We start from the raw sequence: 18,268 nt of genomic DNA, 5'->3' as shown, positions 1-18,268 counted from the left end.
TAGCCGTGTCATCCCGTATCTCGGGATGGCGCGGGCTTTTCGCTGGATGTGTAACCGCGGCAAGTTGTAAAGTCAAAGCAGCACCGGGTGACTCTCTTTCCCCTCGCCCTGAGGGGGAGGGCCCCCAAGGAGGTTCTGGTGTCCAGTAAATCCCAACTAATTCTATATTGCGTGATCGCAGTCGCGGCGGGCGTGAGTCTGGCGCAGAATCCGCCGCGCCCCGCTGCTGCAAACACTGGGCGGCGCACCACCATCATCAAACGCGATCCCGTGCGCGTGATCGAAGAAGACCCTTACTCCAATTTCAGCGGCATGGCCATTGATGAAGAGAAGGGCGAGCTGTTCCTCAGCAACGACAATGAACGCAAGGGCCAGAGCATCGAGGCCTATCGAGCCGATTTTCCCGCGGAACGCTCCGAGCGCGTCAGTGAGCCGCTGCGCATGATCGCCGGGCCCAAGGCCGATCTGGGCGACATCTGCGGCATCGCTATTTCGCCCGAGTTCGGCGAGATTTATAAAGTGAGTGGCGAGGGCAACAGTGAGTTGGGCGTGTTTCCACTCAACGGCAATGGTGACATGGAAGCCATACGTTGGCTGCCTACTTCCCATGGCGCGTGGGGAATTTTTCTGGACCGGCCGGTCGATGAACTGTTTGTCACCATCGAGCACGTCAACCGCGTGGCCGTCTATAACCGCATGGCGCAGATGGAAGACGACGCGGTGCGCTTCATCCAGGGGCCGAAGACGCAACTTGCCGATCCGCATGGCATCTACGTGGACGAAGCCCGCAACGAAGTCTACGTCGTCAATCATGGCCACTGGCACGAGACGCAGCCGAATGAAGTGTTTCTGCAGGAAGGCTCGGTGCCGCCGGAGCTGAAGGGGAAGCGCAAATCCTACTTTGATCTGGTCCGCAATCTGGGGCCATCGTCAGGCAAATTCCTGCCTCCGTCCATAAGTGTCTATAACAGAAAAGCCAATGGCGACATCGCGCCGCTGCGCGTGATTCAGGGTGCGAAGACGGGTTTGAATCTGCCGATGGGAATTTTCTACGACGCCAAGACCCGGCAACTCATGGTGGCCAACGCCGGTGATGACCGCGTATTGTTCTTTCCCGTGGAGGCGAACGGCGACGTGGCGCCCGCGCGCACACTGGGCGGAGACAGGACGGAGATTGACGGGCCAACGAGTGTGGTGCTCGATCAAAAGCGCAATGAACTTTGGGTGTCCAACTGGGACAACCATACCGCGACGGTCTATCCGCGCACGGCTGCCGGTAATGTCGTGCCGTCGCGTGTGATTCGCAGCGCGCCGAAGGGCTCTCCCCGCTCCGGGTTCGGCTCGCCGGGTACGGTGGCGTATAACCCCAAGCGCGACGAGATACTCGTTCCCAACTGAGTGAGTCATCCGCGCATCTCGATCTTCGCCGGTTCGGCGAAAGGCAATGTGAATCCGCTGCGGACCATGGAAGGCCAGAACACGCACATGGCGCGCACCACGCATGAAATTGCCATCGACACGGTGCATGATGAAATCGTGGTGCCTAACCCCTTTGCTCACGCCCTGCTGATATTCCGCGCCAACGCCTCGGGTGACGAGAAACCATTGCGCGTGATTCAGGGTCCCCGGACCATGTTTGGCGGCAGCATGGATACGGACAATGTCTCCATTGACACTGTGAATAGTGAGTTGTATGTGACTCAGGAGGGGAGTGACTCCATCCTGGTATTCCCCAGCCGCGGCAACGGAAACATTGCCCCGGTGCGCATCCTGCACGGGCCGAAGACCGGAATGCGCTTCCCCCGCCGCGTGACCATTGACCCCGTCAACAACCTGATGGCCGTGGTGGCCTCGCAGGGAATCATGATTTTCAACCGCACCGATCAAGGCGATGTAACGCCGCGCTGCGTGATCAGCGGGCCGAAAACCGGGCTGGGCGGCGGAGAAGGCTTTACACTCTCGAAGGCCTTGCTCTATTCCCCGGCGAAGAAGATAATCTTTGGTGGGGGCGCACAGCGCGTTCCCAAAGGGCATCCTGGACGCCAGCGTGCCTACACCGCCGTTTGGAATTACGGCGACTGCGGCGACATCGCGCCGGTCTACCGGCTCGAAGATGGCAGCGGCGTGTTTGACATCAATCCGGCGGCGAAGGAAATCATCATGAGCGGCGGCCGCGGGATTCGCATCTACCACATGCCGGAAGCGTTCTGATGGCCCATGCTGGAAGCATTTTGATGGAATGAAGCTGGAAAACGTCTGACGAGGTAGTCGTGAAACATTCTCGCATCACAGCGCGAATCCTGTTTGTCTCGGCAATGGCCGTCGCCTGCGCGGTGAACGCTATTGCACAGGATGCCGCCGCGCTGGCCGCGCCGACTGCGGTGGTCAATCAATATTGCGTCTCCTGCCATAACCAACGACTAAAAACCGCCGGCCTGGTGCTGGAGGGTGTTGACTGGAATCATGTTTCCTCGCACGCCGATGTGGGCGAGCGAGTGCTACGCAAATTGCGTAGCGGCGAGATGCCGCCGCCGGGCGCGCCGCGCCCGCCTGCTCCCACCCTCACAGCACTGACGAATTATCTGGAATCGGCGCTCGACCGCGCCGCCGCCGCCGCCCTCAATCCCGGCCAGCCTGCGTTGCACCGGCTGAATCGCGCCGAGTACGTCAACTCGGTCCGCGACCTGCTTGATCTGGACGTGGACGCTATTGACCTGCGCTCCTCACTTCCCGCCGATGACTCCGGATATGGGTTCGACAATATCGGTGATGTCCTGTCGGTCTCGCCGCTGTTGCTCGAAAATTATTTCTCCGCCGCGCGTCAGGTGAGCCGGCTGGCGATGGGCGCGATCCCGCCACGCGCCGAGCAGGTCATCTACGACGTTCCTCGTTTTCTCAGTCAGAATGACCGAGTCAGCGAGGCCCTGCCCTTCGGATCGCGCGGCGGAATTGCGGTTCGCCATTACTTCCCCGTGGCGGGTGATTACTGGATCAATGTCCGCCTGAAGACCACCTATGAAGGCTCGCGCATTCTGGGCATCGCCGAGGCGCATGACCTGGACATCTGGCTGAACGGTGCGCGGGTTGCACAGACCACTGTGGGCGGAGAGGGCAAACGCGCCTCGCGCTACGACACCACTCTGCGGCTCGATCCCACCGCGCCCACCAGTCCAGCCGCGAATCAGGATGCGCCAGCCAGCGCGGAGAAACCCGCCGACGCGGATTTCCAGGTCAAAGTGAGTGTATCCGCCGGGACTCATCTGGTGGGAGTATCCTTCCAGCGCGAGACTTGGGAGGACGAAGCGCTGTTGCCGCCGCTGATCGCCAATCGCGATGATCTCGAACCGGGCATCGGCAGCGTGGTCATCGATGGACCGGTGAATTTGCGCGCGGGCGCCGCGGCGGTCACGGACAATTCCGTGGCCAAGAGATTGCTGATCTGCGACGGCAAGGAAGCAAAGGAAGCAGAGGAAACGTGCGCGTGGGCCATTCTCTCCCGCGTTGCCCGGCGCGCCTTCCGCCGTCCGATCAACGACCAGGATCGTGAGACGCTGCTCATCCCCTTTCGCCAGGGCCGCGTGGGCGCGCGCTTCGAGAGCGGGATCGAGATGGCGCTGACGCGCATATTGGTCTCGCCCGAGTTTCTGTTTCGCATCGAGCGCGACCCTGCGGGTGTGGCGAGCAGCGCGGCATTCAGAATCAGCGATCTGGAACTGGCGGCGCGGCTGTCGTTTTTCCTGTGGTCGAGCCTCCCCGACGATGAGCTGCTCGGCGCGGCGGAGCGTGGGCAATTGCATCAGCCGGCCGAGTTGCTCAAGCAAGTTCAACGAATGCTGGCCGATGCCCGGGCGCGTGCGCTGGTTGAGAATTTTGCCGGGCAGTGGCTGTATCTGCGCAACATAAAAAGCGTGCAGCCTGACCTCGGCGAGTTTCCTGATTTCGATGAGAACCTCCGCGCAGCGCTCCAGCAGGAAACCGAATTGTTTGTTGCGGAAAACATCCGTCAGGACCGCGGTATTCTAAACTTACTGGACGCCAACTATACTTTCCTGAACGAGCGGCTGGCGCGGCATTACGGCATCGCGGACGTTTACGGTAGTCACTTTCGGCGCGTGGAGCTGGCTGATTCGCAGCGGCACGGCTTGCTCGGCAAGGGCAGCATTCTCACCGTAACCAGTTACGCGGACCGCACCTCGCCCGTGCTGCGCGGCAAGTGGGTTCTGGAGACTCTGCTCGGCGCGCCCCCGCCCCCGCCTCCTCCCAACGTCCCGGCCCTGCAAGATCGCAACACGGAGGGCAAGATACTTTCCATGCGGCAGGCGATGGAGCGGCATCGCGCCAATCCGGCCTGCGCGACCTGCCATCAGCGAATGGACCCACTCGGGTTCGCGCTGGAAAATTTCGATGCGGTCGGTCGGTGGAGAACCACCAGCGGCGCGGACAACATTCCGGTGGACGCGTCTGGAGTTATCCCTGGCGGCACGAAATTCGTGGGACCCTCGGGACTGCGCGGGGTGCTGCTGGACAGCCAGCGGGAGTTTCTCACAACGGCGACATCGAAGTTGCTCACCTACGCTCTGGGCCGTGGCGTTGAATACTACGACCAGCCCACCGTGCGGCAGATTCTGCGCCGCGCCGCGCCGGAAAAACTCAAGTGGTCGGATATCATTTTGGGAATTGTTGAGAGTACGCCCTTCCAGATGCGGAGGCCATTAAATCCATGAGGGAATCCATGACTAAATCGAAGGCACGCGCCAATATCCTCTTTAAGAAATCCATTCCGCGCCGCACCTTCCTGCGCGGAGTGGGGGCATCCATCGCCCTGCCTTTGTTGGACTCGATGGTGCCCGCCTTGGCCCGCGCCGCGGAGCGTCCGGCGGCGCAACGGCTGGGGTTTGTCTACGTGCCGAACGGCGTCATCATGGATGCCTGGACTCCGAAGACAGAGGGCGCGTCGTTCGAGATCACCTCCGCGCTGACGCCGCTGGCTCCCTACCGCGATCAGCTCCAGGTGCTGACCGGACTGGCGCACAACAACGGCAAGGCCATTGAAGGCGAAGGAGCCGGCGAGCACGCGCGCGCCAGCGCGGTCTTCCTGACAGGCGTGCATCCGCACAAGACCGAAGGCGCGGACCTGCGCGCGGGAATCTCCGTCGACCAAATTGTTGCGCGGCACATGGGCAACCAGACACAGCTCGCGTCGCTGGAAGTCGCCGTCGATTCCACCGACGTGATCGGCACCTGCGACAGCGGCTATAGCTGCGCTTACTCGAATACGTTGAGCTGGCGCACGGCGACGACCCCCGTGCCGATGGAGAATCGCCCGCGGCGCGTCTTCGAGCGGCTGTTCGGCGACGCGGCCACCACGGATTCTACCGAGCGTCGCGCGCAGCTTGAAAAGCAGCGCAGCATTCTGGACCTGGTCGCCGATGATGTGCGTCGCCTGCTGCCGGGACTGGGACCAACGGACCGCGCTAAGCTGAGTGAGTATCTGGAATCGGTGCGCGACATCGAGCGGCGCATCGCAGTGGCTGAGCAACAATCGTCGCGCGAGTTGCCCAGCTTCGAGCGTCCCGCCGGCGTGCCATCGGTATTCAGCGAGCACGTGAAGCTGATGTTTGATCTGCAGGTGCTGGCCTGGCAGACGGACATGACGCGCATGATCACCTTCATGATGGGTCGCGAACAGAACACGCGCAGCTACAAGGAACTCGGCTACGCGGAGGCCTATCACTCGCTGTCGCATCATCAGTATGATCCGGTGAAGATCGCCAAAGTCCAGCAGATTGACCTGCTGCACGTGAAGTGTCTGGCGTATTTCATCGGCAAGCTCAAGGCTACGCCGGATGGCGATGGAACTCTGCTCGATCACTCCATGATTGTGTATGGCGGGGCGTTGAGCGACGGGAATCTGCATGTTCACAACAATCTGCCGATCCTGCTACTGGGCGGCGGAGCAGGTCGGCCGGGCGCGGATAAATTGCGTGGCGGGCGGCACCTGCGATTCCCGCAGGACACTCCGGCCACGAATTTGTTTCTGGCGATGCTCGATAAGATGGGTATCCCCATGGACCATCTTGGGGATAGCACGGGTAAGTTGGACTTGCTCGAAGGCGTATAGGTGCCAGTATGAATCTGCGAATTTCATCAACCGGCATAAAGATGGTTTGCGTGCCTGCCTTGCTGGCCTCAATGCAGACAACTTTGTTTGCGGCGGACCTGCGTTTGGTGGAGGCCGCGCAGAAGCAGGAACCTGCCGCAATTGCCGCGCTCGTGAAAGAGGGAGTGGACGTCAACGCCGCGCAGCCGGACGGCGCGACCGCTCTGCACTGGGCCGCGCAGTGGAATGATCTCGTTGCCGCCAGCCTGCTGGTGCGGGCGCGCGCGCAGGTGAATGCGGCGAACTCTTACGGTGTAACTCCGCTGGCGCTGGCTTGCCTGAATGGCAATGCGGAGATGGCGGCGCTGCTGTTGCAGGCGGGAGCGAATCCCAATGCCATGCAGAAGTCCGGCGAGAGCGCGTTGATGACGGCGGCGCGGGCGGGTAATGCGCGCATCGTGGAAGAACTACTTGCGCGCAAAGCCGATCCCAACGCCAATGAATCCCGGCGCGGGCAGACGGCGCTGATGTGGGCCGTCGAGCAGAATCATTTTGATGTGGCGCGCGCCTTACTTCGTGGCGGGGCGGATGTTCATGCACGTTCGAAGAGTGGATTCACCGCGCTGTTGTTCGCGGGGCAACAGGGAAATATCAATACGGCGCGCCTGTTGCTGGAGAGCGGCGCCAAGGTGAACGACTCCGCCACGGAATTTGGCACCGCGCTGGTGGTGGCCACGGCGCGGGGACGCGAGGCGTTCGCGCTATTCCTGCTGGAGCAGGGCGCCGATCCGAATGCCGCCGACAAGGATGGATTGACGGCGATGCACTATGCGCTGCTCGAGGGGATGGCCAATATCTCCGCCGTGCCGGGCCACCTGGCGGTGGCGTCGTTCATGTTCCGCCCCAGCATGAAAACGTTGTTGACGGCGCTGCTGGATCGCGGCGGGAACATCAACGCTCGCGTCAAAACCGATCCGGTGCTGCCCGGCAGCACGCCGCGGTTCGGTATGGCCGGAGCCACGCCCTTTTTTCTCGCCGTGGGAACCGGTGAGATCGAGCTGGTGCGCTATTTGCTGGATCGCGGCGCGGACCCGAAGATTGCCACGACGCAAAATACCACGGCGTTGATGGTAGCCGCCGGCCTCGGAAACTTCGAGGACCGCACCGCGCGGCAGGATGCCGAGTCGCTCGCCATCGCCAAACTTCTTCTGGACCTGGGCGCAGATGTGAATGCGGTGGGAGAGAATGGCTGGACCGCTCTGCACGGCGCGGCGTACACCGGCACGGAGGCGATCATCCGGTTTCTGGTGGAGCGCGGCGCGCGCATGGATGTCCGCGATGTCTTCGAGCAAACGCCGCTGAGCATTGCGCAGGGATTAATTGGAATCAAGGTGGCAAATTTTACCAAGAAGCCTTTTGGTCCACACCCCAGCGCCGCCGGCCTGTTGCTCTCTCTGGGAGCCAGCCCCACCGCCGCCATCACCATCCCCACCACAGGGGTAGCACCGGTCAAAGCCGTTCTACCGTAAATTAAACTGCGCGTACACACCGATACATACACCCACCGGACAGGACATGGGATCGCTGCCGCGCACTTCCTGCCCACTGCTCTAGACCATTTTTACTTTTGGTGTAGAGCGTTTTTCCGCCCCTGCGGGGCTCGTTTGGAGTTTCGCAACTATACACAATCTGCAAAAATGGCCTAGAACGAAATCTTGAGGCCAAACTGAATCTGGCGCGAGGTGTTGCTGGTTGTCGAGATGATGCCCGCCGCGCCGCGATAACTCAACAGATTCGGCGTGGCCGCCGGCGGAGCGTTCAGCACGGAATTGCTGGGCAGTCCGAAATTGGCGTGGTTGAACAGGTTGAACACCTCGGCGCGGAACTCGGTCTGGAAACGTTCGCTGATGGAGGTGGCCTTCACCAGGCTGAAATCCACGCTGATGAATCCCGGGCCGATGAGCGTATTGCGCCCCAGGTTGCCGTAGGTGCCGATGTCGGGAAGCACGAACGCGCAGGGGTCATAGTAGCGCGCCGGCCCGCCGAGCGTTTCGCCCGGCGCGATCACGCCACAACCTGCGCCGGCGCCCACGACTGGATTGTTGCTCTTGCCTGCGGCGAGACTGGGGCGATCGGCCACGCTGCGGCTCTGGCTGCGCGAACGGTTGAAGCCGGATAGGACAGTAAAGGGCTCGCCGGTGTTGGTGGTGAAGATGCCGCTGAACTGCCAGCCGTTGGCGATGCGCGCCGCCGCGCCGCCCCCGTTTCCAGAAGACGCAAATTTCGGCAGGTCGTAAGTGAGGTTCGAAACAAACGTGTGCCGCGCGTCAAACGACGAGAGTCCTCTATCATCGCGGGCATTCTCCGGATCCTGCGCCGTGGCGGGCGCGCCGAGCGCTTCCTGACCGGTGATGGACGACGCTTCATCGATATTGCGCGAAAAGGTGTAGGAGAACTTGCCGCGCAGGCTGTTGGACATGCGCTGCGTCAGGTCCGCCTGCAGGCCGTGGTAGAAGCCGTGCGTGTCGGTCATCACGATCTGACTGCCGCCCAGCGTGGGGTTGCGGCGCGGCAGCGGTGCGGCGGCGAAAAACTTTGCGCCATTGACCAGCGCGGGGATGGGCGTGTTGAAGTCGGCCACGCGCGACAAGTTATAGGAGTGTGCGCCGAGATAGGCCACGCTCAAAGCCGAGTTGGCGGTGATCTGCCGCTGGATCGAGAAGTTCCATTGCAGCTTCACAGGAACTTTCAACTCGTGGTCCACTCCTTGCGGCGCCGGCAATGGAGTCGTCCCGGTTCCGGCCAGGCCGAGGGGGAAGGGCGGATTGTTCACCTGCAGATTGCCGAAGAACGGCAGATTGGCGTTGGTGTAGAAACGGAACTCGGAGACAAGCTGATCGTAGAAAGTGCCGAAGCCGCCGCGGAACACCATCTTGCCCTCGCCGTCCGGGTTGTAGGAGAATCCGACGCGCGGCGACCAGAGCTTGTGGCTGGCTTGCCAGAAGGGGCTGCCCAAAGTCGGCCGCGAGTCCACCACGCGATTGCCGTTTTCAAAGTGGGTGCGATAGTTCGAGATGCGGTCGCCGCTGGCCTCGGTGGGCACGGTCATGATCTCGTAGCGGAGCCCCAAATTCAGCGAGAGGTTCGGGCGAAACTTCCAGTCATCCTGGAAATATCCGGCGAAGTAGATGCGGCGGTAAGCCTTGGTGGCGTCGCCGGTGCCGGGAGGCGCGCCGGTGAAGCGCGACGGCCTGCCCGCCAGGAAGTCCGTCAGGCCGTTGAACTCCATGGTGCCGAGCGGGATGCCCTGGAAATTCTCATTGTGCTGGATGCGCTGAATCGTGCCGCCCATCTGCAGCGAGTGCGCGCCGCGATAGTGAGTGACCTGATCGGCGAACTCGAATTGATTGATCACCAGCGCACGGTCCTGCGCATTACGGTTGCCCGCGCGAACGATTGCTCCGCCCGCCGAGCCCGCGCCGACCAGCCCGATGTCGATTTGTCCGACTGAACCGGCGCCCTGCATGAACTCGAGCGACGGGCTGGTTTCGATGACGAATTGCGTGCCGGAAAATGACCGGGCGCGGCTGAAGCCGAAGCGCGCTTCGTTCAACGTGGTGGCCGAGGCGCGCTTCTCCGTCAGCGTCAGCGTGTGGCCGGCGCTGTTCGATCCAGTGAACGTCAGCGGATTTAACTCGGGGTCGCGCAGTTTGGACTTGGTGTAGCCGTAGCGCAGGAACAAACTGTCCTTTTCAGAGAAAGTGTTGTCGAAGCGACCGAGGAAGAAATCCTGGCTGGAGATGCGCGCTGGCGACGAATTGTACTCAGCCGTGCCGTCGAGGTAATCCCTTCCGTTGGCGCGGGGATAGAGCGCGAGGTAGGGTACGATGGCGGGCACGGCGCGGGTGCGGGCCTCATCAGTGGGCACCACGGCGCGGCTGGTGAGGCCGAGCACTTCGCGCAGGCCCTCATACGTGCCGAAGAAAAATGTCTGATCCTTGCGAATGGGACCGCCCATCGAGCCGCCGAATTGGTTGCGCTTGAACTCGGGCGGCTGAGAGTTGATGTCGAAGAAGTTGCGCGCGTCGAAGTTGTCGTTGCGCAGGAACTCGTAGATCGAGCCATGCAGCGTGTTGGTGCCCGGCTTGGTTACAATGTTCACCACGCCGCCCGAGCGCTTGCCGTAGGCCGCGCCGTAGTTGCCCAGCAGCACGTTAAACTCCTGAATGGCGTCCACGCCCATGTTCTTGCCGAGCACGCCACCCGGCAGGATCGATTGCCCGCCGATGCCCAGCAACTCCGTGCCGTCCACCAGATATTGATTGGAGAGAGCGCGCGATCCTCCCACCGTGAAGTACTCGGACATGAGTCCGCCCGTGGGCACGTGTCCTCCGGTGCGGAACCAATGCACGCCGGGCTGCAAGGCGATCAGGTGATCGAAGCTGCGCCCGTTGAGAGGCAGGTCGCGGATGGTATCCTCATCGACCAGGCCAGAGAGGGTGTTGGTGACGGTCTCGACCAGCGGAGCCTCGGCGGTTACCACGGCCTTCTCCGAGATCTGCCCGATGCGCAACGAGAAGTCAATCTCGATGCCGCGTCCCACGGTGAGCTGCAAGCCCTGGCGCACTTCTGTCTGGAAACCGGCGTTCTGGACTTCAACGGTGTAGCGTCCCGGATCAAGCCCCGGCGCGTGGTAGCGCCCTGCGGCGTCGGACTGTAGCGTGCGCTTGATGCCAGTAGCGTCGTTGCTGACGATAACCGTGGCGCCGGGAATAACCGCGCCGCTCTCATCGCGCACCATGCCGGTGACAGTTCCGGTAGGCGTCTGCGCCTCCATGCGCGAAACGAGCGAAACGACGGCGCACAGTAGACCCAGCATAGGGAGTGCGAGCAAACGGATGTTACGCTTCATGGCATATCTCCTGAAAAATGTATTCGGCAAAATCATCGCTGTTGGCACTATCTTCATTGTCGGCAAAAGCCTCATTGTAGGAACCACCTTTTCCTGGTGATCCATCCTGACCCAATTATTTGCGCCCAGCATACCACGATTCCCCTGCAACCCAAGGCATTGGACGATGAGGTGCGGCACGGATTGGATACTTAAATCGTGTGCACCAAAATGGTGCAGGGCGGAAATAAGCGCCGGTGACTCGAAACATGTCGCGGAGGGTGCGTCTATAATCAGGATTCGCAGGACTGCTTAAGAGGGAGCGCGCCAACCGTGCCGTTATGGCAAGCGATCATTTTGGGAGCGGTGCAGGGGCTCACCGAGTTTCTGCCCATCTCCTCGACGGCCCATCTCGCGTTGCTGCCCTGGCTTTTGGGCTGGCGCGATCCGGGTCTGACCTTCGATGTCGCCCTCCATGTGGGAACGCTTGTCGCGGTTGTCATTTATTTTTGGAAAACTTGGATGGAGTTGATCGCCGGTGGCCTGCGGCGATGCGGGCTGGGAACCGCTAAATCCACAGATTCCACCGATGTTGATTTTGTGAACTCTGCCAACAAAACCGTGAAAGTGTGCAATTTGGGCACAGCCGACTCTACCACGAATTTGTCTACCTCCAAGGGGACTCAAAATTTCCCAAATAATACAAATTTTTCGCCTGCTCAAAGTGCTCCCACCAGTCCAGTCGAAGACGGGAGTTTGCTCTGGCTACTGGTCCTGGGGACTATTCCCGCGGCGATTGTCGGGCTGCTGTTTGAGAAACAGGTGGAGACCACGTTGCGCAGTCCCTGGGTGATGGGGTCGGCCCTGATTGTGGTGGCGCTTCTGATGGCGTATGCGGACCGCAAGCAGTCTGGAAGCAAGGGTTTGCGGCATGTCGGCGTTGCCGACGCCCTGCTCGTGGGCTGCTCGCAGGCGGTGGCGTTGATCCCCGGTGTTTCCCGCTCGGGAATTACCATTACTACGGGCTTGTTTCTTCATTTTCAAAGGGATTCGGCGGCGCGGTTCAGCTTTCTGCTATCCACTCCCATTATCGCCGGGGCTTGTCTGAAGAAATTGGTGGACGTTTATCATCAAGGACTTGCGCCCGACGCGCTGCTTCCGTTCGCGGTGGGGGCGCTGGTCTCAGCTGTGACCGGATACGCTACTATCGCCTTCTTTCTCAAGTTTTTGCAGTTTGGTACATTCAGGATTTTTGTTTACTATCGGTTCATACTTGGCATAATAGTACTTGCTCTGGCTATGTCCTACCGTCTCAACCTTACCCCCTAGAAGGTTGCTAAAGATGGTGGGACACTCTTCGGACGCACCACCCATAAGGCGCTGGAGGTGTGTTCCAGCGGAGTCAATTATCTCTGCGGCATCCTTTAGTAACTGTATTATAAACAATTGGTTGTATAATAAATAATTTTATCCAGCCACAAGGATAATGGCTATGACATGGTTAACGCCGACGCTGAATCGCAGGCGAAATGAACTGATCGGGTTGGTCTGGATGGCCGGGGCGTTGATGGCCTTGCTCAGCCTGGTCTCCTTTTCCACTAGCGACTCATCATTTCACACCGCGGCTGCCGCGGCGGAAATCCACAACTGGATCGGCACGGTAGGCGCGCACGCCGCCGACTTGATGTTTCAGGTGTTTGGGGTTTGCGCCTTCCTGATTCCCATTGGCTTTGGCTGGCTGGGCTGGACCATGTTTCGCAGCCGCGCGGTCGTGGAAACCTGGATTCAAGCTGCGGGCGCGGCGATGCTTTTCCTAAGCATTCAAGCGGGTTTGGCGCTCATTCCCTATCGTCTGCGCTTCTTTGAGATGTTTCCCGCCGGGGGCTTGCTGGGCGGACTAATTTCGGACGGGCTGCGCGCGTTGCTGAATCGTCCCGGCAGCACCGTCTTCCTCGCGTTGTTGGCCTTGGTTTCCATCTACCTGCTCACCTCCTTCTCAGTGGAGGCCACTTCAGCTTGGGCAGAGGAAAAATTCGCCTGGGTCGGCGCAGTGCGTGAGAAGTTAGCCAGTATTAAGTCGGCACTAATCAGGCGCCTACGGCCAGCCAAGGTGCAGCCCCAGCCAATGGTGCGAACATTCCATCCAGCAGTAAATGATAAGAAGCGTGTAATCAATGAAATAGATAATCTATCTGAAGCAGAACCTGCGGCGGATGACGACCTCGAAGACGAGGATATTGAGCCCATCGCCGTGCAGATGCCGGTCATGAGCCGGATTTACGATTCCGGTCGCTACCAGCCGCCGGTGCCGCGCGTGACCCATGCATATCAGCTTCCCAGCACCAGCCTGCTGTTCGCACCTGAGGGCCCGCAGGAGCACCACGTGGAGGACCTCAAGCGCAGAGCCGGCGTGCTGACCAGCAAATGCCAGGAGTTCGGCGTGCTTGGCCAGGTTACCCAGATCAACCCAGGCCCCGTGGTTACCACCTATGAGTTCAAGCCGGAGGCTGGAGTTAAATACAATCGTATCACTAACTTGGTAGATGATCTTTGCCTGGCGATGGAAGCCGAATCCATCCTCATTGAGCGCATCCCCGGCAAGTCGACGGTGGGTGTTGAAGTACCCAACCCGCAGCGCGAGATCATCCGTCTGAGGGAGATACTGGAGGCCGAGGTCTTCACCGATCCCAAGTCGCCCCTGACCGTGGCCTTGGGTAAAGAGATCAATGGTAAACTGCGCGTCGCCGACTTAGCCTCCATGCCGCACCTGCTGATCGCGGGTTCTACAGGCTCGGGCAAAAGCGTGGCCATGAACAGCTTGATCCTGTCCATTCTGTTCAAGTCCACTCCGGACGAAGTGAAGATGATCCTGGTCGATCCGAAGCGCCTGGAACTGGGGCTTTACGAAGGCATCCCGCACCTGATCACGCCCATAATCACCGACCCAAAAGTCGCCGCCAACGCCCTGCGCAATTGCGTCAAAGAGATGGAGCGGCGTCTTAAGTTGTTGGCCGAGAAGGGTGTTCGCAACATTGACCAGTACAACAAGTTGTTCGATAAGCCGGAAAGCTTGAATCTGTTCGAGCCGCCCAGCGAGCATCAGCGCCTGCCCTACATCGTCATATTCATCGACGAGCTGGCCGACTTGATGATGGTCGATTCGAGCAACGTGGAGTTCTCTATCACGCGTCTGGCGCAGATGGCCCGCGCCGTCGGCATTCATCTTGTGCTGGCTACGCAAAGGCCCAGCGTGGATGTCATCACCGGACTCATCAAGGCCAACTTCCCTGCCCGTATTTCATTTCGCGTGGCTACCAAGGTTGACTCGCGCACCATCCTCGATTCGAATGGAGCGGAAGCATTACTAGGCAAAGGAGATATGCTATTCTCGCCGCCCGGCTCAGGACGCCTCGTGCGCGTCCATGCCCCACTGGTTACCGAGGCTGAGACCGCACAAGTAATCGAGTTCTGGCGCGCTCAGGCCACGCCAAATTATGTGGAAGAGTTCTTGCGCCCTCCAGTGGGTGAAGATGGGGACGATCCGATCGAGGATAGCGAGGCCGAAAAGGATGAGATGTACGAGCAGGCCGTGCGCGTGATCGTGGAGATGGGCAAGGCTTCCACATCGATCCTTCAGCGACGCCTGCGACTGGGCTACGGACGCGCCGCGCGCCTGCTGGATGTGATGGAGCGCGACGGCATCATTGGCCCGCCTGACGGCAGCAGGCCACGCGAAGTATTGAAGCGTCCCGACTGGTATGAAGAGATGGACAGCACACGGGTGGGAGTCTAGCGCCGCTCTGTCGGCTCATGTCTGGCGGCTCATGGCGGAATGTTTTGAATGAACTCGATTCGATTTACCAAGGCACAAGGCGCCGGAAACGACTTTCTCATTGTGGAGGGATCTGTCGATCTGCTGCCCACCCCTGAGTCCAAGCAGCTCTTCTGCGACCGGCGCTACGGCGCAGGCGGCGATGGCGTGATCTTTCTGACCGTACCTGGCATCACAACGGATGTGGACGCCAGCCTGCGCATTTTCAATAGCGATGGGAGCGAAGCGGAGATCTCCGGCAACGGGACGCGCTGTGTTGCGGCATATCTGCTCCATGCGTCGGGGCGGGATCGCGACCTAACGGTACAGACAGTGGCCGGAGTGAAAAAACTCAAGTTGACGGCACATAAGGGAACTGAGTTTACTTTTGATATGCACATGGGCAAGCCCATCTTCGACGCGCACTCGATTCCATTTCGCCCACCGCAATCGGTCGGCGAACCGGTGATTGGATACGAATTACCATTATCCGGCGGCCCACGCAAAGCAACCATCACTTCAATGGGTAATCCTCATTGCTCCATCGCAGTGGACAATTTTGAATGGAACTGGCTGGACTGCGGACGTGAGATCGAGCGGCACCCATACTTTCCGAACCGCACCAACATTGAGTTCTATCGGCCAGTTTCGAAGCACGCCATTGAAGTGCGCTATTGGGAGCGCGGCGTAGGCGAGACAAACTCTTCAGGCACAGGCAGCTCCGCGGCAGCGGTTGCCGCCATACTGAATGGCCACGCGGAGAGCCCTGTGGAAGTCCGCACGCTGGCTGGAGCGCTTCCGGTACGCTGGGAGGCCGACGGTGTCTATCTGACCGGCCCCGCCGAAATCATATTTCAAGGCGAGTATTTGATTTAGCCAGTATTTGATTTAGGTTGTTGCACGTGCCCGTAGCATAGGCAAGCAGCATAGGCTCTTAGCACAAACAAAGTCCCGCATCCCCATCCCAAGGAGGGTGGCTCAAAATGGCGAGCAAGAAAACGGTGCGCAAGCCGATCGCGTTGCGACGAGGCGATGCTATCGGCCTGGTGGCTCCGGCCAGCCCTGTGGATCGTCGCCGGTTGGATGAGGGTATTCGTGAACTGGAGGCGATCGGCTACCGCGTGGTCTGCCATCCGCAGACTCTGGCACGACAAGAGTTCTACGCGGGGCCGCACGCTGATCGCGTGCAGGCGTTGCTGGCGCAACTGGAGGACCCTGGCATTCGTGCCGTATTTTGCGCACGCGGCGGGTATGGCTCGAACTACGTTGTAGAGCAACTCTCGCAGCGGAGCAATCTGCAGCGGCTGCAACGCCTGACTCCCAAGATTGTTATGGGCTACAGCGACATCACCACACTGCTGACGTTTCTCAGTCAGACGCTTGGGTGGGTGACTTTTCAAGGCCCCATGCTGACCAAAGACCTGGCATCCGGGGAGACCGGCTACGAGCGGACCATGATGGAAAAGATGTTGGCCGACGTGGTGCGTGGCTATCACCTGGAGTCCGACGCCGTCGTGTTGCGTCCCGGAACTGCGACAGGCTGGCTGGCGGGCGGATGCCTCTCCCTGCTGGTGGCAACGCTGGGCACGCCGCAAGAAATTGCAACAGCGGGGTCGATTCTGTTGCTTGAAGATGTTGATGAAAAACCGTACCGCATTGACCGCATGTTGTTCCAGTTGCGCCGCGCGGGAAAATTCAAGGACATAAAGGGCGTGATCTTCGGTGAAATGCCGGGCTGCACGCTGGGTCCCCCGCCGCATGAGGTTTTGCATAACGTAATTCTGCAAGCCTTTGAGGGAATGAATATTCCCATCGCCTTTGGGATGAGATTTGGACACAACTCCGGCCACTGCCTGACCCTGCCGTTGGGCATCCGAGCGAAGCTGGAAGCAGATGCCACGGTGAAGCTGACCACGCTGGAGCCAGCCGTGCGAGCTGCGGAAAAGAAATCGAAGACCACTCATAAATCTGCGAAGAAGAAACCCAAATGATCGCTCTGCGACCCGGCGCGCATATTCACCTGATCGGCGTGGCTGGAACCGCGATGGGCGCTCTGGCGGGACTGCTCCAACAAGCCGGCTACCGTGTTACCGGGTCGGATGCGGAGATTTACCCTCCTATCTCGACGCAGCTCGCAGCGATGAAGATCCCCGTCTGCGAAAGCTACCGATCGGAGAACCTCGAACCGCGGCCTGAGCTCACCATCATCGGAAACGCCATCTCGCGCGGCAATGCGGAGTTGGAGGCCGTCCTCGACCTCAAACTTCCCTACGCCTCTCTTCCTGAAATCCTCCGCGAGTTGTTCCTCTCCAGCCGCGAAACGATTGCCATTGCCGGCACCCACGGAAAGACCACCGTTACTGCCATCCTCAGTTGGATATTTTACTCGGCCGGATTGCAACCGGGATTCCTGATTGGCGGCGTCCCCAACAATTTTTCGTGCGGTTATGACAGCGGCCCCGCCGACTCCCGCTACTTCATTATTGAAGCCGATGAATACGACACGGCCTTCTTCGACAAGGGCCCCAAGTTTTTACACTATCGTCCTGATGCCGCGATACTTACTTCCATTGAGTTCGACCATGCCGACATCTATCGCGATCTGGAAGCCGTTACTGTGGCCTTTCAGCGGCTGATCAATCTCATTCCGCGCCGCGGATATCTGGCTGCCTGCGCGGAGAGCGAAATCATCCGCCAAGCCTGTGAACGGGCCTACTGCACGGTAGAAACCTACGGAATCGAGCAAGGCGACTGGCGCGCAAGCGAGATTGCAACCTCCGCGACGGACACGTCGTTTGACGTGGCGTTTAGCGGCCAGCGCAAAGGCCGAATCACGATGCAACTCTGCGGGCGACACAATGTCCAGAATGCCCTTGGTGCGGTAGCCATGGCCTCGCATTACGGCATTCAGTGGAGCGAGATCGCGCGGGCGATGGACTCGTTCGCCGGAGTACGCCGGCGAATGGAGGTAGTGGGAGAAGCCGCTGGAGTCACGATAGTGGACGATTTCGCGCATCATCCGACGGCCATCCGCGAGACGCTGCACGCCGCCCGCGCGAAATTTCCCAGTCGCCGTATATGGGCTCTTCTGGAACCACGTTCCAACACGCTGCGCCGCAATGTATTTGAGAACGAACTGGCCGATGCGCTGACTGTCGCCGATCAAGTAATGTTGGCAGGGGTCTTTAAGCAGGATCGCATACCGGAATCGGAACGGATGAACCTGGACCATGTGAGCAAACTGATTGCCGGTCGCGGTGTTGCCGTGGAGATGGGCAGTACGACGGAGCAGATTGTCGCGCGCCTTAGCGCGCTGGTCATGCCCGGCGACGTGATCGTGGTGATGTCCAACGGCGGCTTCGGAGGAATTCACGGAAAACTACTCCAAGCGGTCGCCGATCAGAGCCGCAACCGCCAGGGAGCGGGCGCCGCCAACGGTCACTAATCGTTGAACGTGCCCGCTCCC

11 protein-coding genes are annotated in these 18,268 nt (G+C 60.1%); 10 read left to right on the top strand and 1 reads right to left on the bottom strand.

Annotated features, from left to right (window positions below; all coding sequences use genetic code 11):
- Nucleotides 1–138 precede the first annotated feature (138 nt).
- From EXQ56_05240 to EXQ56_05220, 5 genes are read left to right on the top strand one after another with little or no spacing between them, the layout of a single operon-like run.
- Nucleotides 139–1,398 (top strand): hypothetical protein, encoded by a 1,260-nt coding sequence (locus tag EXQ56_05240; GenBank protein MSO19860.1) that lies wholly within the window; start codon nt 139–141, stop codon nt 1,396–1,398.
- Nucleotides 1,399–2,211, top strand: a complete 813-nt coding sequence (locus EXQ56_05235) for a hypothetical protein (GenBank protein MSO19859.1) — start codon at nt 1,399–1,401, stop codon at nt 2,209–2,211.
- A 59-nt stretch (nt 2,212–2,270) separates the two neighbouring features.
- The gene (locus EXQ56_05230) at nt 2,271–4,724 is read left to right on the top strand and encodes a DUF1592 domain-containing protein (GenBank protein ID MSO19858.1); all 2,454 of its coding nucleotides are present in this window, start codon (nt 2,271–2,273) and stop codon (nt 4,722–4,724) included.
- An 8-nt stretch (nt 4,725–4,732) separates the two neighbouring features.
- Nucleotides 4,733–6,121 carry a DUF1552 domain-containing protein gene (locus EXQ56_05225; protein MSO19857.1) on the top strand — a complete coding sequence of 463 codons (1,389 nt, stop codon included), beginning with the start codon at nt 4,733–4,735 and terminating at the stop codon, nt 6,119–6,121.
- Nucleotides 6,122–6,129: 8 nt separating this feature from the next.
- On the top strand, nt 6,130–7,629 hold the full coding sequence (locus tag EXQ56_05220) for a hypothetical protein (protein MSO19856.1): 1,500 nt from the start codon (nt 6,130–6,132) through the stop codon (nt 7,627–7,629).
- A gap of 173 nt (nt 7,630–7,802) precedes the next feature.
- On the opposite strand, the gene EXQ56_05215 is transcribed toward EXQ56_05220, so the two are convergent.
- A complete protein-coding gene (locus EXQ56_05215) occupies nt 7,803–11,144 on the bottom strand; it encodes a TonB-dependent receptor (GenBank protein ID MSO19855.1) in 3,342 nt (1,113 codons plus the stop codon).
- A gap of 180 nt (nt 11,145–11,324) precedes the next feature.
- Here EXQ56_05215 and EXQ56_05210 point away from each other — a divergent pair, with 180 nt between their 5' ends.
- From EXQ56_05210 to mpl, 5 genes are all read left to right on the top strand, one after another.
- Nucleotides 11,325–12,320, top strand: a complete 996-nt coding sequence (locus EXQ56_05210; GenBank protein MSO19854.1) for an undecaprenyl-diphosphate phosphatase — start codon at nt 11,325–11,327, stop codon at nt 12,318–12,320.
- 163 nt (nt 12,321–12,483) lie between these two features.
- Nucleotides 12,484–14,784 carry a DNA translocase FtsK gene (locus EXQ56_05205; GenBank protein MSO19853.1) on the top strand — a complete coding sequence of 767 codons (2,301 nt, stop codon included), beginning with the start codon at nt 12,484–12,486 and terminating at the stop codon, nt 14,782–14,784.
- 48 nt (nt 14,785–14,832) lie between these two features.
- Nucleotides 14,833–15,678: a diaminopimelate epimerase gene (locus tag EXQ56_05200; GenBank protein ID MSO19852.1), complete on the top strand. Its 846-nt coding sequence runs from the start codon at nt 14,833–14,835 to the stop codon at nt 15,676–15,678.
- 107 nt (nt 15,679–15,785) lie between these two features.
- The gene (locus EXQ56_05195) at nt 15,786–16,793 is read left to right on the top strand and encodes an LD-carboxypeptidase (GenBank protein MSO19851.1); all 1,008 of its coding nucleotides are present in this window, start codon (nt 15,786–15,788) and stop codon (nt 16,791–16,793) included.
- A 5-nt stretch (nt 16,794–16,798) separates the two neighbouring features.
- Nucleotides 16,799–18,247, top strand: a complete 1,449-nt coding sequence (gene mpl, locus EXQ56_05190) for a UDP-N-acetylmuramate:L-alanyl-gamma-D-glutamyl-meso-diaminopimelate ligase (protein MSO19850.1) — start codon at nt 16,799–16,801, stop codon at nt 18,245–18,247.
- Nucleotides 18,248–18,268 lie beyond the last annotated feature (21 nt).

The organism is Acidobacteriota bacterium (genome assembly GCA_009691245.1).
Taxonomy (GTDB): Bacteria; Acidobacteriota; Terriglobia; order 2-12-FULL-54-10; family 2-12-FULL-54-10; genus SHUM01.
This window is presented reverse-complemented; position numbering and strand designations above follow the sequence as displayed.